Annotated in this window: 24 protein-coding genes; 16 read left to right on the forward strand and 8 right to left on the reverse strand. The window is 59.0% G+C overall.

Annotated features, from left to right (window positions below):
* Nucleotides 1–7 precede the first annotated feature (7 nt).
* Nucleotides 8–223: a TOBE domain-containing protein gene (locus tag TU81_RS19260; RefSeq protein WP_003229256.1), complete on the forward strand. Its 216-nt coding sequence runs from the start codon at nt 8–10 to the stop codon at nt 221–223.
* 162 nt (nt 224–385) lie between these two features.
* Here TU81_RS19260 and TU81_RS19265 read toward each other — a convergent pair whose 3' ends face one another.
* Together TU81_RS19265 and TU81_RS19270 are read right to left on the reverse strand one after the other, a co-directional pair.
* Nucleotides 386–1,021, reverse strand: coding sequence for a TetR/AcrR family transcriptional regulator (locus tag TU81_RS19265; RefSeq protein WP_048396309.1), 636 nt, complete (start codon nt 1,019–1,021; stop codon nt 386–388).
* A 252-nt stretch (nt 1,022–1,273) separates the two neighbouring features.
* A complete protein-coding gene (locus TU81_RS19270) occupies nt 1,274–2,650 on the reverse strand; it encodes a glutamine synthetase family protein (protein ID WP_048396310.1) in 1,377 nt (458 codons plus the stop codon).
* A 278-nt stretch (nt 2,651–2,928) separates the two neighbouring features.
* On the opposite strand from TU81_RS19270, the gene TU81_RS19275 reads away from it, so the two are divergent.
* The 8 genes from TU81_RS19275 (at nt 2,929) to TU81_RS19310 (ending at nt 12,098) form a co-directional block, all read left to right on the forward strand.
* Nucleotides 2,929–3,705 carry a gamma-glutamyl-gamma-aminobutyrate hydrolase family protein gene (locus tag TU81_RS19275; protein WP_048396311.1) on the forward strand — a complete coding sequence of 259 codons (777 nt, stop codon included), beginning with the start codon at nt 2,929–2,931 and terminating at the stop codon, nt 3,703–3,705.
* A 37-nt stretch (nt 3,706–3,742) separates the two neighbouring features.
* Nucleotides 3,743–5,101 carry a glutamine synthetase family protein gene (locus tag TU81_RS19280; protein WP_038980876.1) on the forward strand — a complete coding sequence of 453 codons (1,359 nt, stop codon included), beginning with the start codon at nt 3,743–3,745 and terminating at the stop codon, nt 5,099–5,101.
* A 58-nt stretch (nt 5,102–5,159) separates the two neighbouring features.
* Complete coding sequence (locus tag TU81_RS19285) at nt 5,160–6,524, forward strand: aspartate aminotransferase family protein (RefSeq protein WP_048396312.1); 1,365 nt, start codon at nt 5,160–5,162, stop codon at nt 6,522–6,524.
* 182 nt (nt 6,525–6,706) lie between these two features.
* Nucleotides 6,707–7,804 carry a polyamine ABC transporter substrate-binding protein gene (locus tag TU81_RS19290; protein ID WP_038980879.1) on the forward strand — a complete coding sequence of 366 codons (1,098 nt, stop codon included), beginning with the start codon at nt 6,707–6,709 and terminating at the stop codon, nt 7,802–7,804.
* Nucleotides 7,805–7,992: 188 nt separating this feature from the next.
* Entirely contained in the window at nt 7,993–9,090 is a 1,098-nt protein-coding gene (locus tag TU81_RS19295; RefSeq protein ID WP_048396313.1) for a polyamine ABC transporter substrate-binding protein, read from the forward strand.
* Nucleotides 9,091–9,151: 61 nt separating this feature from the next.
* Complete coding sequence (locus tag TU81_RS19300; RefSeq protein WP_048396314.1) at nt 9,152–10,294, forward strand: ABC transporter ATP-binding protein; 1,143 nt, start codon at nt 9,152–9,154, stop codon at nt 10,292–10,294.
* A 35-nt stretch (nt 10,295–10,329) separates the two neighbouring features.
* Entirely contained in the window at nt 10,330–11,211 is an 882-nt protein-coding gene (locus TU81_RS19305) for an ABC transporter permease subunit (RefSeq protein WP_173667537.1), read from the forward strand.
* Nucleotides 11,208–12,098 (forward strand): ABC transporter permease subunit, encoded by an 891-nt coding sequence (locus TU81_RS19310; protein ID WP_007897694.1) that lies wholly within the window; start codon nt 11,208–11,210, stop codon nt 12,096–12,098. The genes TU81_RS19305 and TU81_RS19310 overlap by 4 nt, the downstream gene beginning before the upstream one ends.
* A 141-nt stretch (nt 12,099–12,239) precedes the next feature.
* Here TU81_RS19310 and TU81_RS19315 read toward each other — a convergent pair whose 3' ends face one another.
* A complete protein-coding gene (locus TU81_RS19315; RefSeq protein WP_048396315.1) occupies nt 12,240–12,881 on the reverse strand; it encodes an HD domain-containing protein in 642 nt (213 codons plus the stop codon).
* Nucleotides 12,882–13,149: 268 nt separating this feature from the next.
* Between TU81_RS19315 and TU81_RS19325 the strand changes: the two genes are divergently transcribed.
* A complete protein-coding gene (locus TU81_RS19325) occupies nt 13,150–14,115 on the forward strand; it encodes a GlxA family transcriptional regulator (RefSeq protein WP_038980887.1) in 966 nt (321 codons plus the stop codon).
* A 135-nt stretch (nt 14,116–14,250) separates the two neighbouring features.
* Here the strand turns inward: TU81_RS19325 and TU81_RS19330 are convergent, their stop codons facing one another.
* A complete protein-coding gene (locus tag TU81_RS19330; RefSeq protein WP_048396317.1) occupies nt 14,251–16,662 on the reverse strand; it encodes a penicillin acylase family protein in 2,412 nt (803 codons plus the stop codon).
* A 103-nt stretch (nt 16,663–16,765) separates the two neighbouring features.
* The gene (locus TU81_RS19335) at nt 16,766–17,347 is read right to left on the reverse strand and encodes a DUF6436 domain-containing protein (RefSeq protein ID WP_048396318.1); all 582 of its coding nucleotides are present in this window, start codon (nt 17,345–17,347) and stop codon (nt 16,766–16,768) included.
* 97 nt (nt 17,348–17,444) lie between these two features.
* On the opposite strand from TU81_RS19335, the gene TU81_RS19340 reads away from it, so the two are divergent.
* Nucleotides 17,445–18,392 (forward strand): alpha/beta hydrolase, encoded by a 948-nt coding sequence (locus TU81_RS19340; RefSeq protein WP_048396319.1) that lies wholly within the window; start codon nt 17,445–17,447, stop codon nt 18,390–18,392.
* A 132-nt stretch (nt 18,393–18,524) separates the two neighbouring features.
* Here TU81_RS19340 and TU81_RS19345 read toward each other — a convergent pair whose 3' ends face one another.
* Nucleotides 18,525–19,277 carry a DUF2059 domain-containing protein gene (locus tag TU81_RS19345; protein ID WP_038980893.1) on the reverse strand — a complete coding sequence of 251 codons (753 nt, stop codon included), beginning with the start codon at nt 19,275–19,277 and terminating at the stop codon, nt 18,525–18,527.
* Nucleotides 19,278–19,410: 133 nt separating this feature from the next.
* Between TU81_RS19345 and TU81_RS19350 the strand changes: the two genes are divergently transcribed.
* Nucleotides 19,411–20,043, forward strand: coding sequence for a 2OG-Fe(II) oxygenase (locus TU81_RS19350; protein WP_038980894.1), 633 nt, complete (start codon nt 19,411–19,413; stop codon nt 20,041–20,043).
* A 2-nt stretch (nt 20,044–20,045) separates the two neighbouring features.
* Complete coding sequence (locus TU81_RS19355) at nt 20,046–20,531, forward strand: DUF523 domain-containing protein (protein WP_038980895.1); 486 nt, start codon at nt 20,046–20,048, stop codon at nt 20,529–20,531.
* Between the two features lie 124 nt (nt 20,532–20,655).
* Here the strand turns inward: TU81_RS19355 and TU81_RS19360 are convergent, their stop codons facing one another.
* Nucleotides 20,656–21,240 (reverse strand): transporter substrate-binding domain-containing protein, encoded by a 585-nt coding sequence (locus tag TU81_RS19360; protein ID WP_048396320.1) that lies wholly within the window; start codon nt 21,238–21,240, stop codon nt 20,656–20,658.
* Nucleotides 21,241–21,374: 134 nt separating this feature from the next.
* On the opposite strand from TU81_RS19360, the gene TU81_RS19365 reads away from it, so the two are divergent.
* Nucleotides 21,375–21,800, forward strand: a complete 426-nt coding sequence (locus TU81_RS19365) for a DUF4399 domain-containing protein (RefSeq protein ID WP_038980897.1) — start codon at nt 21,375–21,377, stop codon at nt 21,798–21,800.
* Nucleotides 21,801–21,863: 63 nt separating this feature from the next.
* Here the strand turns inward: TU81_RS19365 and serA are convergent, their stop codons facing one another.
* On the reverse strand, nt 21,864–23,093 hold the full coding sequence (gene serA / locus TU81_RS19370) for a phosphoglycerate dehydrogenase (RefSeq protein WP_007897715.1): 1,230 nt from the start codon (nt 23,091–23,093) through the stop codon (nt 21,864–21,866).
* 205 nt (nt 23,094–23,298) lie between these two features.
* On the opposite strand from serA, the gene TU81_RS19375 reads away from it, so the two are divergent.
* A complete protein-coding gene (locus tag TU81_RS19375) occupies nt 23,299–24,693 on the forward strand; it encodes an FAD-binding oxidoreductase (protein WP_048396321.1) in 1,395 nt (464 codons plus the stop codon).
* Between the two features lie 38 nt (nt 24,694–24,731).
* Nucleotides 24,732–25,397, forward strand: coding sequence for a fumarylacetoacetate hydrolase family protein (locus tag TU81_RS19380; RefSeq protein ID WP_038980899.1), 666 nt, complete (start codon nt 24,732–24,734; stop codon nt 25,395–25,397).
* Nucleotides 25,398–25,559: the final 162 nt, after the last annotated feature.

Consider the following 25,559-nt stretch of genomic DNA (forward strand, 5'->3'; position numbering starts at 1 on the left):
CAACATCATGACTATCAAAGCCATCAACGTTCGTAACCAGTTCAAAGGCTCGATCAAGGAAATCGTGCTGGGTGACGTGCTGTCGGAAATCGACGTGCAGACTGCCTCCGGCATCGTCACTTCGGTGATTACCACTCGTTCGGTGAAAGAGCTGGAACTGGTGGTCGGCAGTGAAGTGATTGCGTTTGTGAAATCCACCGAGGTGTCGATCGCCAAGTTGTAAGCGCGTGCGCCAACTACAATCCCGGAGGGTGTGAGCCCTTCGGGGTTTTTTGTGGGGGCAGTTGTAGTGATGGTGTGTTTTAAGTCGCCAAGATCGCAGCCTTCGGCAGCTCCTACGGAAGAATGCGTACCCCTGTAGGAGCTGCCGAAGGCTGCGATCTTTTTAAAGCGCGGCGCGCTTCGGTAGGTACGGCGGCAGATACAACCCCAGATAAGCATCAAACACCCGCATCCCTTCTTCAGCCATTCGCGGCGTGATCTGCCCATGCTGCTGCACCGAGCGTGCATACACCCGATCCCCCAGCTCCATGGCCAGTGCAAATACATCGACATCACTTGGCAGTGTCGGCAGTTCGAAGTGGTGGTCGAACAGCTTGTGCATCAGGTCGCCGAGTTCGATGTCGTGCTGGCGGTCGGCCTGGGTGACTTCGGTCAGGCCATGCTGGGCGAGGATCAGTTGGCGGGCGGCGGCGTCTTCGTCGTAGATGGCGAGCATGCGTTGTTCCACCAGTCGCGACAGGTCGCGCCAGCCGTTGAGGGCATGGTGGTCGATGGGCGCTTGCAGGCAGGCGCGGAACGCGGCGTGGACGTCGGCGGTCAGGGCTTCAAGCAGGGCCGGGACGCTGGCGAAAAAATGGTAGACAGAGGAGGGCGGGATCTCCGCGCGTTCGGCAACGCTGTAGATCGACAGGCTGGCCACGCCCTCGGCGGCCAGCAGCGTACGGGCGGCATCGAGTATCGAATCGATCCGGGCCTGGCTGCGGGCGCGGGGTTTGCGAATGGTGGCGGTGCGCGTCATTGAAGTCTCCTGCGGGGCAGCGGGCATTGTACGCAGAGCGGGCAGATGTTCCATATCCCCTGTGGCGAGGGGGCTTGCCCCCGTTGGAGTGGGTAGCACTCCCATTTACCGCAAACGCGTTATGTCTGTTTCAATGAAATCGCCTTTTTCGGGGCTGCTACGCAGCCCAACGGGGGCAAGCCCCCTCGCCACAGGGGCCATAAAAAACGCCGCAGGCTGTGAGGCCGGCGGCGTTGTTTTTACTGCAACCGCTTACACGGTATGCAGGTACCAGTTGTATTCAAGGTCGGAGATGGAGTGTTCGAACTCCTCCAGCTCGCTCTCTTTACAGGCGACAAAAACATCGATGTATTTCGGATCGATGTACTTGGCCATGACTTCGCTGTCATCCAGCTCGCGCAGTGCGTCACGCAAGTTGTTTGGCAGGCTTTGCTCGTTCTGCTCGTAGGAGTTGCCTTCCACGGGTGCGCCCGGCTCGATCTTGTTGGTCAGGCCGTGGTGCACGCCTGCCAAAACCGAAGCCATCAACAGATACGGGTTGGCGTCGGCGCCGGCTACACGATGCTCGATGCGCACGGCATCGGAGGAACCGGTCGGTACACGGATGGCCACGGTGCGGTTGTCCAGGCCCCAGCACGGCGAGTTCGGCACGTAGAACTGTGCGCCGAAACGACGGTAGGAGTTGACGTTCGGGCAGAGGAAAGCCATCTGCGCCGGCAGGGTCTCGAGCACACCGCCGATCGCGTGACGCAGTGCGGCGTTCTGCTCGGGATCCTCGCTGGCAAAAATGTTTTTGCCATCTTTATCAAGAATCGAGATGTGGACGTGCAGACCGTTACCCGCCTGGCCCGGATAAGGCTTGGCCATGAAGGTGGTGTCCATTTCATGGTCGTAGGCGATGTTTTTGATCAGACGCTTGAGCAGGACCGCATAGTCGCAGGCCTTGATCGGGTCGGCCACGTGGTGCAGGTTCACTTCGAACTGTGCCGGGGCACTTTCCTTGACGATCGCGTCGGCAGGGATGCCTTGCTCTTTCGCACCTTCCAGAATGTCCTGGAGGCAATCGACGTATTCGTCGAGGTCGTCGATCAGGTAGACCTGTGTCGAGTGCGGGCGTTTGCCGGAAACCGGCGAGCGAGGTGGTTGCGGGCGACCGTTCACGTTCTCCTGGTCGATCAGGTAGAACTCCAGCTCGAACGCGGCGCAGATGGTCAGGCCCATTTCGTCAAACTTGCGCACCACATTGGCCAGCACTTCACGTGGGTCGGCAAAGAATGGCTGACCTTCGAGTTCGTGCATGGTCATTAACAGTTGCGCGGTCGGGCGCTTCTGCCAGGGCTCATTGCACAGGGTGTCGGGGATTGGATAGCAGATTCGGTCAGCATCGCCGATGTCCAGGCCCAGGCCGGTGCTTTCCACCGTCGAGCCATTGATATCCAGAGCAAATAGAGAGGCCGGCAGGTTGATGCCTTTCTCGTAAACCTTGTGGAGACTGGTGCGTTCAATGCGCTTGCCGCGCACCACACCATTCATATCCGCAATCAGAAGGTCAACGTACAGAACCTCAGGATGTTCCTTAAGGAACGCGTTCGCTTCGTTAAGCTGAACGGCACGCGGGGGTACCGACATGATGCAACACCTTTGTTGTTAAAAATATCAATCATTGATCTCTTCGGATTCCAGTCAACCCGAACGGCATGCCGAAGTCAAGCGAGGCCTTTTCTGCCCTAAAAAAGCACTCGTGAGGCTTTTTTGAGGCACTTTGGGGCGTTTTTTTGACTTTAGCGGTCTTGGCGCCCGCGAGCTTGAGCCGGCCGTGTTGTATTTTTTACGGGGGTGTTGTGTAAAAAAATGAACAAGGCTAAGCTCGATTTAAACCCATAACAGCAATAATACCGGGGTGCTTCATGTCTCGCCTGCCGTTAATCGGCGTCACCGCCTGCTCAAAGCAGATCGGTCTGCATGCTTATCACATCAGTGGCGACAAATACGTACGCGCCGTGGCATCAGCTGCCAAGGGCCTGCCGTTGATTCTTCCATCCCTGGCGGATCTACAGACGTCGTCCGATATTCTGGACGCTCTGGACGGCATTCTCTTTACAGGCTCTCCTTCTAATATAGAACCGTTTCACTATAACGGCCCGGCCAGTGCGCCAGGTACTGCTCATGATTCTGCACGCGATGCCACCACTCTCCCGCTGATTCGCGCCGCTGTCGAGGCCGGTGTTCCCGTGCTCGGTATTTGCCGCGGCTTCCAGGAAATGAATGTGGCGTTCGGCGGCAGTCTGCATCAGAAGGTTCACGAGGCCGGTCCATTCATGGATCACCGGGAAGACGACAGCCTGCCGCTGGAAGGGCAGTACGCGCCAAGTCACCCGGTGCACGTCCAGCCGGGCGGTGTACTGGCCGGGCTGGGCCTGGCGAGCGAGATTCAAGTCAATTCGATTCATGGTCAGGGTATTGAGCGTCTGGCGCCGGGCCTTCGTGTGGAAGCCGTGGCGCCCGACGGGTTGATCGAAGCCGTCTCTATTATTGAAGGCAAGGCTTTTGCTTTAGGTGTGCAATGGCATCCCGAATGGCAGGTAAGCTTTAATCCTGACTACCTTGCGATTTTCCAGGCATTTGGCGATGCCTGCCGCAAGCATGCTCTACAACGCGACGCCGATGCGTCAAACAACGCCTGACTTATAAGAGTCAGGAAACTCAGCCTAAGAGGCATTTATGAGTAACAACCTCGACCAGCTCACCGATTGGTTGAAAGACCACAAGATCACAGAAGTCGAATGCATGATTGGCGACCTGACCGGCATCACCCGGGGCAAGATCTCGCCGACCAACAAGTTCATTGCCGAGAAAGGCATGCGCCTGCCCGAAAGCGTTCTGTTGCAGACCGTGACCGGCGACTACGTCGAAGACGACATTTATTACGAACTGCTCGACCCGGCCGACATCGACATGATTTGCCGCCCCGACCAGAACGCGGTGTTTCTGGTGCCCTGGGCCATCGAGCCCACCGCCCAGGTGATCCACGACACCTACGACAAGCAGGGCAATCCGATCGAACTGTCGCCGCGCAACGTGCTCAAGAAGGTGCTGAAACTCTACGCCGACCACGGCTGGCAGCCGATCGTGGCGCCGGAAATGGAGTTCTATCTCACCAAGCGCAGCGATGACCCGGATTACCCGTTGCAACCGCCGGTTGGCCGCTCCGGTCGTCCGGAAACCGGTCGTCAGTCTTTTTCGATTGAAGCCGCGAACGAATTCGATCCGTTGTTTGAAGACGTCTACGACTGGTGCGAGCTGCAGGAGCTGGACCTCGACACGCTGATCCACGAGGACGGCACCGCACAGATGGAAATCAACTTCCGTCATGGCGATGCACTGTCCCTGGCCGACCAGATTCTCGTGTTCAAACGCACCATGCGTGAAGCCGCACTCAAGCACAACGTGGCGGCGACCTTCATGGCTAAGCCCATGACCGGCGAGCCGGGCAGCGCCATGCACTTGCACCAGAGCATCATCAGCATCGAGACCGGCAAAAACGTTTTCTCCAATGAAGACGGGACCATGAGTCAGCTGTTTCTCAACCACATCGGCGGCTTGCAGAAATTCATTCCTGAGTTGCTGCCGTTGTTCGCACCCAACGTCAATTCCTTCCGCCGCTTCCTGCCGGATACCTCGGCACCGGTGAACGTGGAGTGGGGTGAAGAGAACCGCACCGTGGGCCTGCGGGTTCCGGATGCCGGGCCGCAGAACCGTCGGGTGGAAAACCGTCTGCCGGGTGCCGATGCCAACCCTTACCTGGCCATCGCCGCCAGCCTGTTGTGCGGCTTTATCGGCATGGTCGAAGGGCATAACCCGAGTGCTCCGGTTGTGGGTCGTGGTTACGAGCGGCGCAACCTGCGCCTGCCACTGACTATTGAAGACGCCCTGGAACGCATGGAAAACAGCAAGACCATCGAAAAGTACCTGGGCAAGAAATTCATCACGGGCTACATCGCGGTCAAGCGGGCCGAGCATGAAAACTTCAAGCGCGTGATCAGTTCGTGGGAGCGGGAGTTCCTGCTCTTCGCCGTCTGATGCGCCGGGCGCCGCTGCGCTTGGCGGCGCCCTCCACTCGAATCTTAGGAGAATTCGCATGACCAGCAACAACCCGCAAACCCGTGAATGGCAAGCCCTGAGCAACGATCACCACCTGGCCCCGTTCAGCGACTTCAAGCAGCTGAAAGAGAAAGGCCCGCGGATCATCACCAGCGCCAAGGGCGTTTACCTCTGGGACAGCGAAGGCAACAAGATCCTCGATGGCATGGCCGGCCTGTGGTGTGTGGCGATCGGCTACGGTCGCGATGAGCTGGCCGATGCCGCCAGCAAGCAGATGCGCGAACTGCCTTATTACAACCTGTTCTTCCAGACGGCTCACCCGCCGGTGCTGGAGCTGGCCAAGGTCATCGCCGACGTCGCGCCTGAAGGCATGAATCACGTGTTCTTCACCGGTTCCGGGTCCGAAGGCAACGACACCATGCTGCGGATGGTTCGCCACTACTGGGCGATCAAGGGCCAGCCGAAGAAGAAAGTCATCATCAGTCGCAAGAACGGCTATCACGGTTCTACCGTGGCCGGCGCGAGCCTGGGTGGCATGACGTACATGCACGAACAGGGCGACTTGCCGATCCCGGGCATCGTCCACATTGCCCAGCCGTACTGGTTCGGCGAAGGCGGCGACATGACGTCGAACGAGTTCGGTATCTGGGCGGCCAATCAGCTGGAAGAGAAGATTCTGGAAGTCGGCGTCGACAACGTCGGTGCCTTTATTGCCGAGCCGATCCAGGGCGCTGGTGGCGTGATCATTCCGCCAGACAGCTACTGGCCGCGCATCAAGGAAATCCTCGCCAAGTACGACATTCTGTTCGTGGCCGACGAAGTGATCTGCGGTTTCGGCCGTACCGGTGAGTGGTTCGGTACCGATTTCTACGACCTCAAGCCTCACATGATGACCATCGCCAAAGGCCTGACGTCCGGCTACATCCCCATGGGTGGCCTGATCGTGCATGACGACGTGGTCGAGGTGCTCAACGAAGGTGGCGATTTCAACCACGGTTTCACTTATTCCGGGCACCCGGTGGCCGCTGCAGTAGCGCTGGAAAACATTCGTATCCTGCGCGACGAGAAAATTGTCGAGCGCGTGCGTACAGAAACGGCACCTTATTTGCAAAAGCGTCTACGGGAACTGAGCGATCACCCGTTGGTGGGGGAAGTGCGTGGGGTCGGTCTGTTGGGGGCCATCGAACTGGTTCAGGACAAAGCCACCCGCAAACGTTACGAAGGCAAGGGCGTCGGCATGATCTGCCGCACGTTCTGCTTCGAAAACGGCCTGATCATGCGCGCCGTCGGTGACACCATGATCATTGCTCCGCCACTGGTGATTACACCGGCTGAAATCGACGAGTTGGTGACCAAGGCGCGCAAGTGCCTGGACCTGACCCTGAGTGCGTTGCAGGGCTAAGTGCTAGGCTCTGAGCGAGGTGTGAAGATTGCACTTCGCTCAGTGCAAACAAAGGATGGGTCTTTCCTTGAAAGCCTGCCTTGGATCTTGCCAGACTACCGGTTGTTCGGATGCCCAGTAACAGGCCGCTGAGCACGTGGTTAAAAAGAAAAATTGGAGCATTACCCATGAAGGCATTAGGTATGAAGATAGCTGGCAAGACCCTCCTCGCCATGTCCCTGATGGGCGTGATGGCGGGTGCCGTTCAGGCTGACGACAAGGTGCTGCACGTGTACAACTGGTCCGATTACATCGCACCGGATACCGTCAAGAAGTTCGAGGCCGAGTCGGGCATCAAAGTCGTCTACGACGTGTTCGACAGTAACGAAACCCTTGAAGCCAAGCTGCTGGCGGGCAAGTCCGGCTACGACATCGTCGTGCCGTCGAACAACTTCCTGGCCAAACAGATCAAGGCCGGCGTTTACCAGAAGCTGGACAAGTCCAAGCTGCCTAACTGGAAAAACCTGAACACGGACCTGCTTAAAGCGGTATCGGTAAGCGACCCGGGTAACGAGCACGCATTCCCTTACATGTGGGGTTCGATCGGTATCGGTTTCAACGCCGAGAAGGTCAAGGCTGCATTGGGTGCCGATGCACCGACCAACTCCTGGGACTTGCTGTTCAAACCTGAAAACGCTGCCAAGTTGAAGGCGTGCGGTATCAGCTTCCTCGATTCGCCAACCGAGATGATTCCGGTGGCGTTGCATTACCTGGGCTATCCAACCGACAGCCAGGACAAGAAACAACTGGCTGAAGCCGAAGCGCTGTTCCTGAAGATTCGTCCTTCGGTGGGCTACTTCCACTCGTCCAAGTACATCTCCGACCTGGCCAACGGCAACATCTGCGTCGCCGTGGGTTACTCGGGTGACATCTACCAGGCCAAGGCTCGCGCCGCTGAAGCCGGTGACAAGGTGAAAGTCAGCTACAACATTCCGAAAGAAGGTGCCGGCAGCTTCTACGACATGGTCGCCATCCCTAAAGATGCCGAAAACGTCGAAGGCGCCTACAAGTTCATGACCTTCCTGCAGAAGCCGGAAATCATGGCTGAAATCACCAACGCCGTACGTTTCCCGAACGGTAACGCGGCGTCTACCGCACTGGTTGATAAAGAAATCACCAGCGATCCAGGCATCTACCCGCCAGCGGAAGTACTGGCCAAGCTGTACGCGATTGCCGACTTGCCGGCCGCGACCCAGCGGATCCTGACTCGCAGCTGGACCAAGATCAAATCCGGTAAGTAAGCCGGTTTGAGGTAACTACCTGTTGCCGTCGTCTACGCGCCGGCGGCAACAGGAATAATTAAATGACAGAAAGTTTTGCTGGAACGGTTTTTCGAGGGTAAGTTGCGCGCCGGTTTTGTTGCCAGGCAGCCATGGCTGTCATGTAACGCGGGGCAACTTGGGCCCAACTAATTTTAGAGGACCTCCACGTGCCTATTTTTTCTTTGTTGCGTAATGCCCTGCTGGTCGGCGCCGGGCTGACACTGGCTGTCAGTGTTCAGGCCGCTGGCACAGTGCATATTTATAACTGGTCGGACTACATCGGTGAAACCACCCTGGCCGACTTCCAGAAAGAAACCGGCATCAAGCCGGTGTATGACGTATTCGATTCCAACGAAACCCTGGAAGGCAAGTTACTGGCCGGGCGTACCGGTTATGACGTGGTCGTGCCGTCCAACCATTTCCTTGGCAAGCAGATCAAGGCTGGCGCTTTTCAGAAGCTCGACAAATCGAAGCTGACCAACTACTCCAACCTCGACCCGGTACTGCTCAAGCGCCTGGAACAGAACGATCCGGGCAATCAGTACGCTGTACCATATCTGTGGGGCACCAACGGCATCGGTTACAACGTCGACAAGGTCAAGGCAGTGCTGGGCCTCGACAAGATCGATTCCTGGGATGTGGTGTTCGAACCGCAGAACATCAAGAAGCTGCACAGCTGTGGCGTGGCGTTCCTCGACTCCGCCGATGAAATGATGCCCACGGTCCTCAACTACATGGGCCTGAACGCCAACAGCACCAACCCCGAAGACTACAAAAAGGCTGAAGCCAAGTTGCTGGCAGTGCGGCCTTACGTGACGTATTTCCACTCATCCAAATACATCGCAGACTTGGCCAACGGTGACATCTGCGTGGCGATCGGTTTCTCCGGCGACATGTTCCAGGCCAAGGCCCGCGCAGATGAAGCCGGCAAAGGCATGAACATCGCCTACTCGATTCCGAAAGAAGGCGGCGCGCTCTGGTTCGACATGCTGGCGATCCCCAAGGATGCCGCCAACGCCAAAGAAGCCCATGCCTTCATCAACTATTTGCTGAAACCCGAGGTGATTGCCCAGGTCAGCAATTCCGTTGGCTACGCCAACCCGAATCCCGGGTCGGACAAACTGATGGAACAGTCTATACGCACCGACGCATCGGTATATCCACCGCAAGCGGTCCTCGACAAGACATACGTCTCCACCGAGTTGCCACCGAACATTCAACGTTTGATGACGCGCAGCTGGACCAAGGTCAAGTCGGGCAAATAGCTTCAAACTATCCAGGTTCGCCACGTTGAGCGAACTGCAAATTCTGTTGGGAGTTTCGTAAATGGCAGTTGCCTCCGGCGCCTATAAGAAAGCCCTCGAGGGCGACCAGACACCTAAACAGGTGCTGGTCAAAATCGACCGGGTCACAAAAAAGTTCGACGAGACGATTGCCGTGGACGACGTGTCCCTGGAAATCAAGAAAGGCGAAATCTTCGCCTTGCTCGGCGGCTCGGGTTCGGGCAAATCCACCTTGCTGCGGATGCTGGCAGGTTTCGAACGGCCCACGGAGGGGCGCATTTACCTCGATGGCGTAGACATCACGGACATGCCGCCGTACGAGCGACCGATCAACATGATGTTCCAGTCCTATGCCTTGTTCCCGCACATGACCGTGGCGCAGAACATCGCCTTCGGCCTCAAGCAGGACAAGATTCCGGGGGCTGAAGTCGACGCTCGCGTGGCCGAGATGCTCAAGCTGGTGCAGATGAGCCAGTACGCCAAGCGCAAACCCCATCAGTTGTCCGGCGGTCAGCGTCAGCGTGTGGCGCTGGCGCGTTCGTTGGCCAAGCGGCCGAAGCTGTTGCTGCTAGACGAACCGATGGGCGCGCTGGACAAGAAACTGCGCTCGCAAATGCAGCTGGAATTGGTCGAGATCATCGAGCGGGTCGGCGTGACCTGCGTGATGGTGACCCACGACCAGGAAGAAGCCATGACCATGGCCGAGCGCATCGCGATCATGCACCTGGGCTGGATCGCCCAGATCGGCAGCCCGATCGACATCTACGAAACCCCGACCAGCCGTCTGGTCTGCGAATTCATCGGCAACGTCAACATATTCGAAGGCGAAGTGGTGGACGACGCCGAGGGCCATGCGCTGATCACCTGCAAGGATCTGGACCGCAGTATCTATGTGGGTCACGGCATCAGCACCTCGGTGCAGGACAAGTCCGTGACCTACGCGATCCGTCCGGAAAAACTGCTGGTGACGGCCGACATGCCGACCTGCGAACACAACTGGTCCAGCGGCAAAGTGCATGACATTGCCTACCTCGGCGGCCACTCGGTGTTCTACGTCGAATTGCCGAGCGGCAAACTGGTGCAGTCCTTCGTCGCCAACGCCGAGCGCCGCGGCCAGCGCCCAACCTGGGGTGACCAGGTTTACGTGTACTGGGAAGACGACAGCGGCGTGGTACTTCGCTCATGAACATGCGCAAATTCAAACGCCGGCTCAATCGAATAATTCCCGGTGGCCGTCAGCTGGTCATCGGGGTTCCCTTCATCTGGCTGTTCCTGTTCTTCATGCTGCCGTTCTTCATCGTATTGAAGATCAGCTTCGCCGAAGCCGACGTGGCCATTCCGCCGTACACCGAGATCTATAGCTTCATCGACCAGAAGCTCCAGGTGCTGCTTAACCTGAGCAACTACGCGATGCTGGGCGATGACGAGTTGTACATCGCCGCTTACCTCGGCTCATTGAAGATGGCGCTGATCAGCACCGTCCTCTGTTTGCTGATCGGCTACCCGATGGCCTACGCCATTGCCAGCGCCCGCAAAGAGCTGCAAACGGTGCTGGTGCTGCTGATCATGATGCCGACCTGGACCGCGATCCTGATCCGCGTTTATGCGTGGATGGGCATTCTCAGTAACAACGGGCTGCTTAACGGCTTCTTGATGAGCATGGGCTGGATCGACGAGCCGCTGCAGATCCTCAACACCAACCTCGCGGTCTATATCGGGGTCGTTTATTCCTATCTGCCGTTCATGATCCTGCCGCTCTACGCCAACCTGGTTAAACACGACAACAGCCTGCTGGAAGCCGCGTCCGACCTGGGTTCGAGCACCTTCAACAGCTTCTGGAAAATCACCATTCCGTTGTCCAAGAACGGCATCATCGCCGGCTGCATGCTGGTGTTCATTCCGGTGGTGGGTGAGTTCGTGATCCCGGAACTGCTCGGTGGTCCGGAAACCCTGATGATCGGTAAAGTGCTCTGGCAAGAGTTCTTCAACAACCGTGACTGGCCGGTGGCGTCAGCGCTTGCGGTGGTGATGCTGGCGATCCTGATTGTGCCGATTATCCTGTTCAACCGTAGTCAGGCCAAAGAAATGGAGGGCAAGGAATGAAGCGCTTCCGTTTCTCAAGTTTCATGCTGGTAGCGGGTTTGCTGTTCATCTACGCGCCGATGCTGATCCTGGTGATCTACTCGTTCAACGCCTCGAAACTGGTGACGGTGTGGGGCGGCTGGTCGATCAAGTGGTACGTGGGGTTGATGGACAACACCCAACTGATGGGCTCGGTGGTGCGTTCGCTGGAAATCGCCTGCTACACGGCGATTGCAGCGGTGGCACTGGGGACGCTGGCGGCCTTCGTGCTGACGCGTATCACCCACTTCAAGGGCCGCACGCTGTTCGGTGGTCTGGTCACCGCACCGCTGGTGATGCCGGAAGTGATCACCGGTCTGTCGCTGTTGCTGCTGTTCGTGGCCATGGCGCAGATGATCGGTTGGCCACAGGAGCGCGGCATCGTCACCATCTGGATCGCCCACACCACGTTCTGTGCAGCGTATGTGGCGGTGGTGGTCTCGGCGCGTTTGCGTGAGCTGGACCTGTCCATCGAAGAGGCGGCCATGGACCTGGGCGCGCGGCCGTGGAAGGTGTTCTTCCTGATCACCATCCCGATGATCGCACCATCGCTGGCGGCGGGGGGCATGATGTCGTTTGCCTTGTCGCTGGATGACCTGGTGCTGGCGAGCTTCGTGTCCGGTCCGGGTTCCACGACCTTGCCGATGGAAGTGTTCTCGGCGGTGCGCCTGGGCGTGAAGCCCGAGATCAACGCCGTGGCCAGCCTGATTCTGCTGGCGGTGTCGCTGGTGACGTTCCTGGTCTGGTACTTCAGCCGTCGTGCCGAAGAGATTCGCAAGCGTGCGATCCAGCAGGCCATCGAAGAAGGCGCCGCCGATTCCTGGAAACAACCGGACGTGCGCCGGGCGCAGGCGCCGGAAGCGGCTTGAGCTTGATGCCGGGTTGACCACGCATGTGTGGCCAACCCAAATCCACTGTGGGAGCGGGCTTGCTCGCGAAGACGGACTGACATTCAACATCCATGTTGACTGACACACCGCCTTCGCGAGCAAGCCCGCTCCCACATTGGTTTATGCCACCCAAGGTGATTTGCGGATGATCTCGACGAAGTTCATCGGCTTGAAGCCCGGCTCGCTGTCCACCAGCACATCCGCGTTCACGGTGCCAAAAGTGCTGTCCGGCTTATGTTTGAAGCCATTGGCGAACGCACACAGGATGCACTCCTTGAACCCTTCACCCCGTGGATGCGCATGCACCACTGCTTCACGCTGCACGGTGGAAAACGCCGCATAGTCGATGCCCAGCACATCCATCTCGACGCCGGCAGTCACCAGCGCCACGTTGGGACGCAGGTGTTGCGGCACGCCCGGTGTGGTGTGCAGGGCAATCGACAGCCACACCTGTTCGATATCGTCGTCGGACAAACCGTAGGGTTTGAGGAATGCTTTGGCTGCGTTGGCACTGTCGACTTCGAAGCGTTCGTCATCGCTGCGATAACCTTCCACCAGGCCCAAATCATGGAACATCGCGCCGACGTACAGCAGCTCCGGGTCGTAGGCCAACTGCTTGCGCTCACCGCTCAAGGCACCAAACAGAAACACCCGGCGTGAGTGGTGAAACAGCAGGTCGGACTCGATGTCGCGAATGTATTCAGTGGTGGCCCTGGCCAACGCGCTGTCGGGGATTTTGATACCGGCGATGATGCTGCTCATGGTGCTTTCCTCATGGGGAACGCCGTGGCGGCGCTGATGGGGTCAGTCTGTTCGCGCAGCCGAAACCGGACAATCGATCCATGGCTGCGATCCCGGCCAATGAACCTGCCTATCGCGCCAACCTCGCTTGTTGGGCTTGGATTGGCTAGGGTTGAGGGTGATCAGCCAGAAAAGATCGCAGCCTTCGGCAGCTCCTACAGGGGGGCGCAATCCCATGTAGGAGCTGCCGAAGGCTGCGATCTTTTCAATGTGAAGGTGAACTTGAACCATGAGTAAAACCATTGCCATCGTGGTGTTCCCAGGCGTCCAGTCGCTGGACGTCACCGGCCCCATGGATGTGTTTTCCGAAGCCAATCGCTTTCTGGCCCCGGAGGATCACTATCGGCTGGAGGTTATCGGTGTCGAGCATGGGGTGATGGCGTGCTCCAACGGTTTGTCACTCAATGCCCACCGGCATTTCAGTGAAGCGCTGGAAACTTATGACTTGCTGTTGGTGGCGGGCGGGCCGCAGTTGCCGTTCATGAATTTTGGCGCGGCGTTCGATACCTGGTTGCGCGATGCCTGCGCGCGGGCGCAACGTTTTGGCTCGATCTGCAACGGCGCCTTCATGCTCGCCCGGGCCGGACTGCTCGATGGGCGAACAGTCACCACCCATTGGGGTGATGCCGCGGCGCTGGCGCAGTTGTGCCCGTCGACTCAGGTCGAGGCTGATCGTTTGTACGTGCAGGACGGCGAGCTTTACACCTCGGCCGGGGTTACGGCGGGGATCGATTTGTCGCTGTATCTGCTGGCCCGGGATCACGGGCCGGACGTGGCACTCAGCGTGGCCAAGCGGCTGGTGGTGTTCACTCAGCGCTCGGGCGGGCAATCGCAGTTCAGCCCGTTCCTCACGCCCCATGCCGAACCGACTTCGGCGGTGGCGTTGGTCCAGCTCTATGTGTTGGCCAACCTCAATGGCGACCTGACCATTGCTGATCTGGCCAACGCCGCCAACATGAGCACGCGCAACTTTTCCCGGGTGTTTGCCAAGGAGGCGAAAATCACCCCGGCGGAATTTGTCGAACGGGCGAGGGTGGACGCGGCGCGGGTGATGCTCGAAAGCACCCATGCGCCGCTGAAAACCGTGGCGTATCAGTGCGGGTTTCGCGATGCCCAGCACATGCGCAGTGTGTTCAACCGCAGGCTGGGAGTGACACCGCAGCAGTTCAGGTTGAATTTTGCGGTGATGGTTTAGCGGCATATTGTGTTGCTTGTCATGGCCCCTTCGCGAGCAAGCCCGCTCCCACAGTTGACCGAGTTGTTCAGACAGGCACGGTCTAATGTGGGAGCGGGCTTGCTCGCGAAGGCGTCAGCCGGGCCAACAAAAAATCTATTGCCCCGAACGCGCTGGCAACAGCTTCAACGTACTACGGGTATTGGCCGTCACTTCTTCCTCATTGAAATGCGCCTGGTAATAAACCCCTTCGATATACGCCTCGGCCTGATCGGCATAGTGGCTGTTGAACGGCACGCCGCTCTGGCCGACCGGGTTGATGGTCAGGCTGTGGGCCGGGTCGGCGAAGTCGATCAGCCGTCGCGTCGACGGGCCGTAAGTCACAGGCCACGGCGCCGGGCCGATCTTGGCCGAGAGGTTGTTCGGCACTTCGTGGGTGCCGGGCGCCGCGAACGGCCCGACGTTGAAGATCCGCTCCAGCGGTTTCTGCGTCCCCAGCGGATGGCCGTGAGTCAAGGTGTGCGCCTTGCCCCACTGCCATTGTGTGGAATCGGCGCCCAGGGTGGTCTTGAGGTGAGCCATGCTCGCTTGCCAGGCGACCTTGACCGTATCGGCGCGGGTTTCCTTGCCGGGGGTGTTGCGGTTGTCCCACCACGGTGAGTCGGCGGAGGCTGCCAGACGCGGCAGTGCGGCATCGATCACTCGGGTCGGGAGCAGCGTTTCGAAGAAGTCATTGCCCAGTTCATCGCGCATCGCCGCGTCGGTAAGGTTGAACAAAAACTGGTTGAACAGCGTGGCGCTGATGGAGTCCAGCGGGTAATCGCCGCTCCACTGTGCCAGTTGCTCGACCAGTTTTAGCTCGGCGGGATCGCTCACCACTTCACGCAGTACCGGTAGCAACGGCGCCAGCAAGCGCGGACCGTAGTCGGTGGTGGTGCCCAGTTGCAGCTTCTGGTTGGAGTCGTTGTCCCACTTCACGTTCTTGTCGCTGAGTTGACGATTGAGCTGCTGACCGCGATCGGCGAGGTTGTAGTAACCGGGAATTTCCATGCCGGTCGGCGACACCGGCTGGAAGTTGGCCGAGACGATATAGCCCCGCGCCGGGTTCTCTTCCTGTGGGTTGGCGCTGAACGGGTAGAAACCTTCCTTGTCCGCCTGAGGGGTGCTGCCGTCGAGGATGAAACCGGGCTTCACCCCGGTCGGGCGCTTGGGCAGCAACGCCGAGGCCCACCAACCGATGTCGCCCTTGGCGTTGGCGTAGACGATGTTCAGCCCCGGAGCCTGAACCTTGGCCGACGCGGCACGGGCCTTGGCCAGGGTGTCGGCGCGGTTGAGCTGGTAGAAGCCATCGAGGATCGGATTCGGCGTCTCGAGGAAGGCCCACCACATGGCGACCGGCGTCTTGCCGGCGGCGGTGCCGAGTGCATCGTTGATGATCGGGCCGTGGGGCGACTGGCGCAGGGTCAGCGTGACCGGTGACTGGCCTTTGACCGCGATCTGTTGTTCGGTGTTGACCATGTCGACCCACTGGCCGCGATACCAGACCTGGTTCGGGTTGTCCGGGTTGACCTTCTCTGCGATCAGGTCCAGATCGTCGTTCTGGAACATTGTCAGGCTCCAGCCGAAGTCCAGGTTATGGCCGAGAAACGCAAACGGCACCAGTGCTTGATGGTAGCCATACAGCTCGAAACCCGGCGCCGACAGATGCGCTTCGTACCACACCGACGGCACCGAGAAGCGAATGTGCGGGTCACCGGCCAGCAGTGGTTTACCGCTTTTGCTGCGGTTGCCGGAAATCACCCAGGCATTGCTGCCTTCGAATTGCGGCAGGCCATTGTCGGCCAGCGCCTGCTCACTCAAACGGGCGAGGGCGTTCAGATCCGTCCAGTCATTGGCAGTGAGGGCCGGTGCAGGGTTGGTGCGCCTTTTGGCCAGCACGCCCTTGGGCTGCCAGTCGAGATCGAAGATGTTCAGGTACTCGGCGCCCAGTTGGTCACGCACGTAAGTCAGCAACGGTTCGGTGCGAAACGCCGCGGCAAAGCTATAGGCCATGTAGCCAGCGATGCTGATGCTGTCTTCGGCGGTGAAAGGGCGCTTGGGGATCCCCAGTACATCGAACTCTACCGGCGCAGCGTGGCTGTCCTGATATTGATTGATGCCGTCCAGATAGGCTTGCAGCGCTTTCCACGCCGGAGACTGACGATCCAGCGCGGCCACGTAACTTTCAGCCCGTTCGCGGATGCGCAGGCTGCGAAACAGTTTGTCGGTGTCGATCAGTTTCGGGCCGAGGACTTCGGCCAGCTCTCCACGGGCCAGGCGCCGCATGGCTTCCATCTGGAACAGTCGGTCCTGAGCATGCACGTAGCCGAGGGCGCGGTAGAGGTCGGTTTCGTTTTCGGCACGGATATGCGGCACGCCGCGCACGTCGTAGCGCACGGTCACCGAACCTTGCAGGTGCTGCAACTCCACCTGGCCCTGGCGCGTCGGTTGCTTGCTGTACACATACCAGCCGCCCCCGGCGACGAGTACGACGATCAGCAAGGCAAGTACGGTCAGGACGCGTTTCATGGTGACTCCTTGTTCTTTCGGGATTGCCGCCCGTGTGGGCTGCAAACGTGTAGCACAGACCTCCTGTGCCGGGCATCGCGGTCCTGGAAAAGTCAGGAATGCCTTACTTCACCACCTCAGCAGGCCACGGGCAGTAGCAACCTACCGCCAGCGTGTGGGTGGCGTTCACCGCCCGGCCTTCATTCAGCGCTTGCAGAATGGGCTCGATAAAGCTGTTGCTCGAATTGCAGGTCAGGCCTTCGCTGTACGGACCGAAATACGCCAGCCTGCCACTGCGGTCCCAGATCGCCACCGCCGGGCTGGCAGGGATCTGTTCAGAACCTGGCAGGACAGAGATGGTTTTGAGGCGACTCAACGTGCTGGGCAATTGACCATGGCTGCCGGGCTTTTGGACCGCATAGAACTCGACGCCCTGCGGTACATACTGCTCAACCAGTTCGGTCAGGTGTTGTTGGTTGCCGACATTGCACGGGCAGGCTGGGTCCCAGAAGTGCACCAGGCGAATGGCGCCGGGGCCGGCAAGTTCGTCCGGCAGGCGCAACGGGTCGCCGGAGAACACCGCAGTGTGCGAACTGAAGGCGCGCAAGTAGCGCCCCTGAAACCAGTCATAGGCGGCCCACAGCACGCCGGCACACACTAGGGCGAGCAGGCTGGCAAGCAGTGTGGTGCGGTAGGCCGGACGCATGGGTTTCAATCCTCGAAGGTCGGCTAGCTTGCCATGCTTGCCGCGACAGATGAATATCGCAGGCCCATAAAGTCCATTTCGCGCTCTGGAATAGCCCATGCCTGCCACTTTCGACCCCGATCATTTGCGTGCCAGCCTGCGGCCATTGGCCGAGTGGCAGCCGCTGTCGACGGAGGCCATGGCCTATCAGCATTTTTATGGGCTGGATTTTCCCCAGCGAACCTTGCGCAGTGGCCTGGGGCGTTTCGAGGTCGATGGCTATGAAGTGGTCAGCCAGCTCTGGTGGCCCGAGCGGGCGAAGGCGACGCTGTTTTTGTTTCACGGTTTTTACGATCACACCGGGCTCTATCGGCATGTGATCGAGTGGGCGCTGGACCAGGGTTTTGCGGTAATCGCCTGTGACCTGCCGGGGCATGGCTTGTCCAGTGGCGAACGGGCGAGCATCAAGGATTTCGCCGAGTATCAGAGCACCCTGCAAGGGCTATTGGCCGAGGCGCAATCGCTGGGCCTTCCGCAGCCTTGGCACTTGTGCGGGCAAAGCACCGGCGGGGCGATCGTGATCGATCATGTGCTCAATCAGGGCGCGAACAGTCCGGCCCAGGGGCAAGTGATTCTGCTGTCGCCACTGGTGCGGCCGCGAGCGTGGGGCTGGTCGCAGCTCAGTTATTACCTGCTCAAGCCGTTCGTCAAAGGCATCGCCCGGCGTTTTAGCGAGAACTCCAACGACCCTGACTTCCTGACGTTCCTGCAAGCCGATCCGCTGCAACCGCTGCGTCTGCCCACGGCTTGGGTCGGTGCGCTGGGACGGTGGATCAAGCGCATCGAAGCGGCACCGAAGAGCCCGCGGCAGCCGCTGATCGTGCAGGGGCAGGCGGACATGACCGTGGACTGGAAGCACAACCTTGATGTATTGCGCGGCAAGTTCGATCGGCCTCAGGTGCTGATGTTGCCTGAGGCGCGGCATCATCTGGCAAATGAGACGCCGGGGTTGCGGGAGGAGTATTTCGGGTTTTTGACCCGGCGGATGAAGGGGCGGAATCTTTAGTGGTAGTCAGGGCCTCATCGCGGGCAAGCCCGCTCCCACATTAGATCTCCAGCGGATACAGAATTTATGTACGCCACAGATCAAGTGTGGGAGCGGGCTTGCTCGCGAAAGCGATCTTCCAGACGCTGAATATTATTGACTGAGGCTCGACGTACTCTGCCCCACCGCCAACCCCGCCCGAATCGCCGCCAATGCCGCTTGGTAGTAAGCCTTGCCTTCAATGGATTCGGCAAAGGTCGCGAACTCTTCCAGCTCTTCATCCGACAGGTCGCGATAGACATACAGCAGCGTGTTGTTCAGATCAGCGCCGATCTGCTCCATCAGGCGCTGGCGCTGACCATTCAACATGCCTTGAGCCTGACCGCCACCGAGCAGGCCGGGGATCATCGAGCTCAGGCTGTCGGCCGCCACACCCGCAATCGCCAGGCTGACTTCAGCACCGGCCTCACGGGCGGGCAGGGCCTGGGCGAGGTGGCCGATGATCAGCTGACGGGTATCGCTGGCCTGCATTTTCGGCAAGCCCTTGGCGTTTTTCGCCAATTGATCGCGACGGGTGGCCAGCAGTTCGGCGGCGACAATTTTCTTGCCCAGGGGCGATTGAAAGAAAGTCAGCGCAGGTTTCGGATCGGCAAGCTTCTTGCGCAGTTGCGCTTCGGCACGCTGATCCATGGCTTTGGGCGCAAAGCGTTGATTGCTGTTGTTGACCAGGGCCTGAAACACCGCCGGCGGCAGGCTGTTCTGGTACCGCTGCTGAGCGGCGGAGAGAGCATCGTTGAAATGCGCGCGTTGTTCTGGCCAACCGGCGACCTTGTACAACTGGTCGTGGCCGTCTGCCCAGGCGGGCAAAACACAGAACATCAGCAGTGAAAAAAGCAAACGGCGCATAGGGACTCCTGTCAGCAGGCGACTATTCTCCGTGCGGCATTCGTACTTGTCGAGAATTCGTATCAGGTTGCGTGCCTTATCCGACCAATCCTCCGCTGCGCGGCTCTGTCGGATTTGCGGGCACAGGAATACTATGCGCGCCATGCAAATATCCTCTGATCATCCGCTGCTGTTACGTATCGTCGACGACCTGGCTGAGCGTGGCTGGTCGCAGCAGAATATTTTCCTGCCTCTGGATCTGACCCGGGCACTGGCGGCCGAGTGCCGCAAACGTGCCGCCGAGGGCGAACTCTCCCCTGCTGCTGTGGGGCGCGGGCCGTTTTCGGAGATCCGCGAGGGCATTCGCGGTGACCATATCCAATGGCTCGAACCCGGTCAGGTCGAGGCCTGCGACAGCTATCTGGGGTTGATGGACAGCCTGCGTGAGGCGATGAATCGCAGTTTGTTTCTGGGCCTGGAAGATTTCGAGAGCCATTTCGCCCTGTACCCGCCTGGCGCTTTCTACCTCAAGCATGTCGACCGGTTCCGCGACGACGACCGACGCATGGTCTCGGCGGTGATCTACCTCAATGACGCCTGGCTGCCCGAGCATGGCGGTCAGTTGCGCATGTACCTGGACGAAGGTGTCGAACATGATGTGGTCCCCACTGGCGGATGCCTGGTGGTGTTCCTGTCGGGCGAAGTCCCCCACGAAGTCCTGCCCGCGACCCGAGATCGCCTGTCGTTGACGGGCTGGTTCCGCCGTCGTGGCAACGAGCCGTTCTGATCATGCAAAAGATTCTGGTAAGCCGCTGTTTGCTCGGTCACCGCGTCCGTTACGACGGTGGCGCCAGTGGGCCATTCAATCTGTTGGAACAGTGGATTGCCGAAGGCCGGGTGGTGCCGTTGTGCCCGGAAGTCGCCGGCGGTTTGCCGACGCCAAGAGCCGCGGCAGAGATTCCGGGCGGGCAGGGCGGTGAAGTGCTTGATGGCCTTGCATCGGTCATCACCACCGAGGGCGAGAACGTCAGTGCCGCGTTTCTTTCGGGGGCTTATCAGGCGCTGGCGCTCGTGGAAAAGCATGGCATCCGCATTGCCGTGCTCAAGGCCAACAGCCCGTCTTGCGGGAATCTGTTGACCTATGACGGGACGTTCAGTGGCGTGAAGGTCAGCGGTGAGGGTGTCACCGCGGCATTGCTCAAGCGTAATGGCGTTCAAGTCTTCAGCGAACTGGAGTTGCCACAAGCGGCGGCAGCCCTGGCAACCCTGAACTAACGTCTTGCCCAAAACCCATGTGGGAGCGGGCTTGCTCGCGAAGAGGGAGTATCAGTCGACATTAATGTTGCCTGACACACCGCATTCGCGAGCAAGCCCGCTCCCACATTAAATCTTCAGCGCTTTAGGGGTTCGGCGCCACACTCGTATCAGCACCCAACCACTTCTGTGACAGCGCTTCCAGCCGACCATCCGCCTTGATCCGCTGCAGTGCGTTTTCCAGGCTGGCATGAAATGCCGGGTTACCCTTCTGAAACGGAATCGCCAGGCTCACGGTCTGGTCGGCTTTCGGCTTTTCCTCCGTCAGCGACTGCACCAGCAATATTGAGCGCGGCTCTTCTTTCTGCGCGATCAATTGCGCATTGGTTTGAATGTAAGGTTGGCTGAAGTCGAAACGTTCCGTGAGCGCCGGGGTCTCTGTGATGTGGTTGATGGCGATGTCGTACTTGCCGCTTTCGACACCGGTCAGCAGATCGTTGGAATCGGTAACGACAAAGTCGGCGCGGACATCCAGTTCGTTGGCCAGCAACTGCCCCAGCTCGACCTCAAACCCGGTCAGTTTGTCCTCATCCTTGAAATTGAAGGGCGGGGTATTAGCCTCAAGGGCAATGCGCAATTCGCCGCGGTCGTTTACATCGTCAATCAGTTCGGCATGAGCCAAAGGGCTCAAAAGGGGTAGCAGGCAGATCAGGCCAGGCAAAAAGCGCATGGTCACTCCTTGAATTCATTTATCGCGACGCGCTGTTCAGGCTCGCTTTGCTATGGTTGTCGTGTGCCTTCGACAACGAATGGCCGTGAAGTTGTCACGGTCGAGCGAATTTTACGGAAAAACTGGAGAAGAGAATGAAAAGCTTTATGTCACGTGCAGCACTGGCTGGCCTGTTGCTGGGTGCATCGATGCTGGCAACGGCTGCCACACCTGCTCCCAAAGGTGCTCAAGCGTTCATCGTTTCCCCGGAAGACGGTGCGACGGTGGGGCAGGAGTTCAAGGTCAAGTTTGGCGTGAAGGACATCTCACTTGCCCCGGCCGGTGATGTCACCAAAAACACGGGTCACCATCACTTGCTGATCGATGTCGACAAGCTACCTGCCGAAGGCGCACCGATTCCGACAGATGCCAACCACATGCACTTCGGCAAGGCGCAAACCGAGGCCACCATCAAACTGGCACCGGGCAAGCACACCTTGCAGCTCGAGCTGGGCGACAGCGGTCACATGCCGTTCGATCCGCCGATCGTTTCGAAGAAAATCACCGTGACTGTGAAGTAACTTTTCCACAGGCATGAAAAAGGGAGACCAGATGGTCTCCCTTTTTTGTCGCTCAAGCAGCGATCAGAACAACACGCGGCAACGAATGGTGCCGTTGATGTGCTGCAGCTTCTCTTGCGCCATTTCCGAGTATTCGGCATCGACGTCGATCACGACGTAGCCGACTTTCTCGTTGGTCTGCAGGAACTGACCGGAAATGTTGATGCCGTTTTCGGCGAAGACCTTGTTGATCTCGCTCATCACACCCGGAATGTTCTCGTGGATGTGCAGCAGACGGTGCTTGCCAGGGTGAGCCGGCAGAGCCACTTCCGGGAAGTTCACGGACGATACCGACGTACCGTTGTCGCTGTACTTGACCAGTTTTTCTGCCACTTCCAGACCAATGTTGGCCTGCGCTTCAGCGGTGGAACCACCGATGTGCGGGGTCAGAATCACGTTGTCCAGGCCACGCAGCGGGCTTTCGAACTCTTCTTCGTTGGAGCGCGGCTCCACCGGGAATACGTCGATGGCCGCGCCGATCAGGTGCTTGTCCTTGATCGCGTCCGCCAAGGCGTCCAACTCAACCACGGTGCCGCGAGCAGCGTTAATCAGAATGCCGCCCTTCTTGATGGCGCGGATTTCTTTCTCGCCGATCATCCACTGGGTGGCTGCGGTTTCCGGAACGTGCAGGGTGACGATGTCGGACATGCCCAGCAGCTCGTGCAGGTTACCGACCTGGGTGGCGTTACCCAGTGGCAGCTTGGTCACGGTGTCGTAGAAGTACACCTGCATGCCCAGGCCTTCAGCCAGGACCGACAGCTGAGTACCGATCGAGCCGTAACCGACGATACCCAGCTTCTTGCCACGGATTTCGAAGGAGTTGGCTGCGCTCTTGATCCAGCCGCCACGGTGGCAGGAAGCGTTCTTCTCAGGAATGCCGCGCAGCAACAGGATCGCTTCGGCCAATACCAGTTCGGCTACGGAGCGAGTGTTGGAGTATGGCGCGTTGAATACCGCGATGCCGCGTTCGCGAGCCGCGTTGAGGTCGACCTGGTTGGTGCCGATGCAGAAACAGCCGACAGCTACCAGTTTCTTCGCATGATCGAAGATCTCTTCGGTCAGTTGAGTGCGGGAGCGAATGCCGATGAAGTGAGCATCAGCGATCTTTTCCTTCAGTTGGGCTTCCGGCAGAGAACCTGTGAGGTACTCGATGCTGGTGTAGCCCGCCGCCTTGAGGACGTCGACAGCCGATTGGTGGACGCCTTCGAGAAGAAGGAACTTGATCTTGCTCTTATCGAGAGAAGTCTTGCTCATCTGCGTAAACCTGTATCCCGGAGAAAATTGGCAGGGAAGTAGCCAGCAGACGCTGACCCGAGCGGCATGACAGCCGTCGCCGCAGAACAGCCTTTGGGCACTATCCTGCGGGGTCGGTATGCTAGCATATGCACCCCGCTAAACACTCATTCCTGCGACGTGAAGCGTCTTCAGGATGACCATGAATTGTTCGAGAGTTCTGTCGATGACCAATCCTGCGCTGATTGATGAGCTGAAGACCCTGGTTGAGCCTGGCAAGGTGCTGACCGACGCCGACTCCCTGAATGCTTACGGTAAGGATTGGACCAAACATTTCGCCCCGGCCCCGACGGCCATTGTGTTCCCCAAGACTACCGAGCAGGTCCAGGCCATTGTCCGTTGGGCCAATGAACACAAGGTGGCGCTGGTGCCGTCCGGCGGTCGTACCGGGCTTTCGGCTGCGGCGGTGGCGGCCAATGGCGAAGTGGTCGTGTCCTTCGACTACATGAACCAGATCCTCGACGTGAACCTGACCGACCGCACGGCCGTTTGTCAGCCGGGCGTGGTTACCGAGCAATTGCAGAACAAGGCCGAAGAGCACGGTCTGTACTACCCGGTGGACTTCGCGTCGGCCGGTTCCAGTCAGATTGGCGGCAATATCGGCACCAATGCCGGCGGGATCAAGGTCATTCGCTACGGCATGACCCGCAATTGGGTAGCCGGCATGAAAGTCGTCACCGGCAAGGGCGATTTGCTGGAACTGAACAAAGACCTGATCAAGAACGCCACTGGCTACGACCTGCGCCAGCTGTTCATCGGCGCTGAAGGCACGCTGGGTTTTGTGGTCGAGGCCACCATGCGCCTGGATCGTGCGCCGAAAAACCTCACCGCGATGGTCCTCGGCACCGCCGATTTCGATTCGATCATGCCGGTGTTGCATGCATTCCAGGGCAAGCTTGACCTGACCGCCTTCGAATTCTTCTCCGATAAAGCCTTGGCCAAGGTTATGGCGCGCGGTGATGTGCCGGCACCGTTCGAATCCGATTGCCCGTTCTACGCGCTGCTGGAATTCGAAGCGACCACTGAAGAAGTGGCCAACCACGCTCTGGAAACCTTCGAGCACTGCGTCGAGCAGGGCTGGGTACTGGACGGCGTAATGAGCCAGAGTGAAACCCAGTTGCAGAACCTGTGGAAATTGCGCGAGTACATCTCCGAAACCATTTCCCACTGGACGCCGTATAAAAACGACATTTCGGTCACTGTGTCGAAAGTCCCGGCATTTCTGAAGGAAATCGACGCCATCGTCGGCGAACACTACCCGGATTTCGAAATCGTCTGGTTCGGCCACATCGGCGACGGCAACCTGCACTTGAACATCCTCAAGCCGGATAACCTGAGCAAGGACGAGTTCTTCGCCAAGTGCGCGAGCGTCAACAAGTGGGTGTTCGAAACCGTCGAAAAGTACAACGGTTCGATTTCCGCCGAACACGGCGTGGGCATGACCAAGCGTGACTACTTGACCTACAGTCGCTCGCCGGTTGAGATCGAGTACATGAAAGCCGTCAAAGCGGTGTTCGACCCGAACGGCATCATGAACCCGGGCAAGATTTTCGCTGTTTGATTCTTCGAACTTTAAGAGCACGAAGCAGGAGTCGGTCAATGAGCTATCAGCACCAGTATGTCGACGGTACGCGTATTCATTTCCCGTTGGGGAAAGTGGTATGCATCGGCCGTAACTACGCCGAACACGCCAAGGAACTGGATAATCCGGTGCCTACTGAACCACTGCTGTTCATCAAGCCGGGCAGTTGCGTGGTGCCGCTGGAAGGCGGTTTCAGCATTCCGACCGAGCGTGGCTCGGTGCATTACGAAGCGGAAATCGCTGTGTTGATCGGCAAGCCGTTGTCGACCAAACCGAGTCGTGAAGAAGTGCTGGATGCCATCTCCGGCATCGCCCCGGCCCTTGACCTGACCCTGCGCGACAAACAGGCCGAGCTGAAAGCCAAGGGCCTGCCGTGGGAAATCGCCAAATCCTTCGATGGCGCGGCGGTAATTGCGCCGTTCGTGGCGAGCAGTACCTTCGCCGACCTGACCGACATTGGCATCCGCCTGACCATCAATGGCGAAGTGCGCCAGGATGGCAACAGCAAGGACATGCTCAATCCGATCGTGCCAATGATCCAGTACATGGCTGGCTGCTTCTCGCTGCAGGCCGGTGACGTGATCCTTACCGGTACGCCGGTGGGCGTTGGCCCGCTGAATGTCGGTGACGAACTGGTGCTCGAACTGCCGGGCGCCAGCCGCTTCACCAGCAGCGTCCGCTGACCCAACACAAAACCCTGTGGGAGCGGGCTTGCCCGCGATGGCGGTCTGACATTCAACATCAATGTTGACTGTTATGGCCTCATCGCGGGCAAGCCCGCTCCCACAATGGTTTCTAGTGGTCGCAAATTTCTGTCCACACAGGGCAATCCCGCCATTTCCTGT

The organism is Pseudomonas lini (genome assembly GCF_001042905.1).
Lineage (GTDB): Bacteria > Pseudomonadota > Gammaproteobacteria > Pseudomonadales > Pseudomonadaceae > Aquipseudomonas > Aquipseudomonas lini.

Excerpts from the sequence above, each read along its gene's own strand:
- TU81_RS19260 (WP_003229256.1), top strand. The coding sequence starts at position 8 with ATGACTATCAAAGCCATCAACGTTCGTAACCAGTTCAAAGGCTCGATC.
- TU81_RS19265 (WP_048396309.1), bottom strand. The coding sequence starts at position 1,021 with ATGACGCGCACCGCCACCATTCGCAAACCCCGCGCCCGCAGCCAGGCC.
- TU81_RS19270 (WP_048396310.1), bottom strand. The coding sequence starts at position 2,650 with ATGTCGGTACCCCCGCGTGCCGTTCAGCTTAACGAAGCGAACGCGTTC.
- TU81_RS19275 (WP_048396311.1), top strand. The coding sequence starts at position 2,929 with ATGTCTCGCCTGCCGTTAATCGGCGTCACCGCCTGCTCAAAGCAGATC.
- TU81_RS19280 (WP_038980876.1), top strand. The coding sequence starts at position 3,743 with ATGAGTAACAACCTCGACCAGCTCACCGATTGGTTGAAAGACCACAAG.
- TU81_RS19285 (WP_048396312.1), top strand. The coding sequence starts at position 5,160 with ATGACCAGCAACAACCCGCAAACCCGTGAATGGCAAGCCCTGAGCAAC.
- TU81_RS19290 (WP_038980879.1), top strand. The coding sequence starts at position 6,707 with ATGAAGATAGCTGGCAAGACCCTCCTCGCCATGTCCCTGATGGGCGTG.
- TU81_RS19300 (WP_048396314.1), top strand. The coding sequence starts at position 9,152 with ATGGCAGTTGCCTCCGGCGCCTATAAGAAAGCCCTCGAGGGCGACCAG.
- TU81_RS19310 (WP_007897694.1), top strand. The coding sequence starts at position 11,208 with ATGAAGCGCTTCCGTTTCTCAAGTTTCATGCTGGTAGCGGGTTTGCTG.
- TU81_RS19315 (WP_048396315.1), bottom strand. The coding sequence starts at position 12,881 with ATGAGCAGCATCATCGCCGGTATCAAAATCCCCGACAGCGCGTTGGCC.
- TU81_RS19325 (WP_038980887.1), top strand. The coding sequence starts at position 13,150 with ATGAGTAAAACCATTGCCATCGTGGTGTTCCCAGGCGTCCAGTCGCTG.
- TU81_RS19330 (WP_048396317.1), bottom strand. The coding sequence starts at position 16,662 with ATGAAACGCGTCCTGACCGTACTTGCCTTGCTGATCGTCGTACTCGTC.
- TU81_RS19335 (WP_048396318.1), bottom strand. The coding sequence starts at position 17,347 with ATGCGTCCGGCCTACCGCACCACACTGCTTGCCAGCCTGCTCGCCCTA.
- TU81_RS19340 (WP_048396319.1), top strand. The coding sequence starts at position 17,445 with ATGCCTGCCACTTTCGACCCCGATCATTTGCGTGCCAGCCTGCGGCCA.
- TU81_RS19345 (WP_038980893.1), bottom strand. The coding sequence starts at position 19,277 with ATGCGCCGTTTGCTTTTTTCACTGCTGATGTTCTGTGTTTTGCCCGCC.
- TU81_RS19350 (WP_038980894.1), top strand. The coding sequence starts at position 19,411 with ATGCGCGCCATGCAAATATCCTCTGATCATCCGCTGCTGTTACGTATC.
- TU81_RS19355 (WP_038980895.1), top strand. The coding sequence starts at position 20,046 with ATGCAAAAGATTCTGGTAAGCCGCTGTTTGCTCGGTCACCGCGTCCGT.
- TU81_RS19360 (WP_048396320.1), bottom strand. The coding sequence starts at position 21,240 with ATGCGCTTTTTGCCTGGCCTGATCTGCCTGCTACCCCTTTTGAGCCCT.
- TU81_RS19365 (WP_038980897.1), top strand. The coding sequence starts at position 21,375 with ATGAAAAGCTTTATGTCACGTGCAGCACTGGCTGGCCTGTTGCTGGGT.
- serA (WP_007897715.1), bottom strand. The coding sequence starts at position 23,093 with ATGAGCAAGACTTCTCTCGATAAGAGCAAGATCAAGTTCCTTCTTCTC.
- TU81_RS19375 (WP_048396321.1), top strand. The coding sequence starts at position 23,299 with ATGACCAATCCTGCGCTGATTGATGAGCTGAAGACCCTGGTTGAGCCT.
- TU81_RS19380 (WP_038980899.1), top strand. The coding sequence starts at position 24,732 with ATGAGCTATCAGCACCAGTATGTCGACGGTACGCGTATTCATTTCCCG.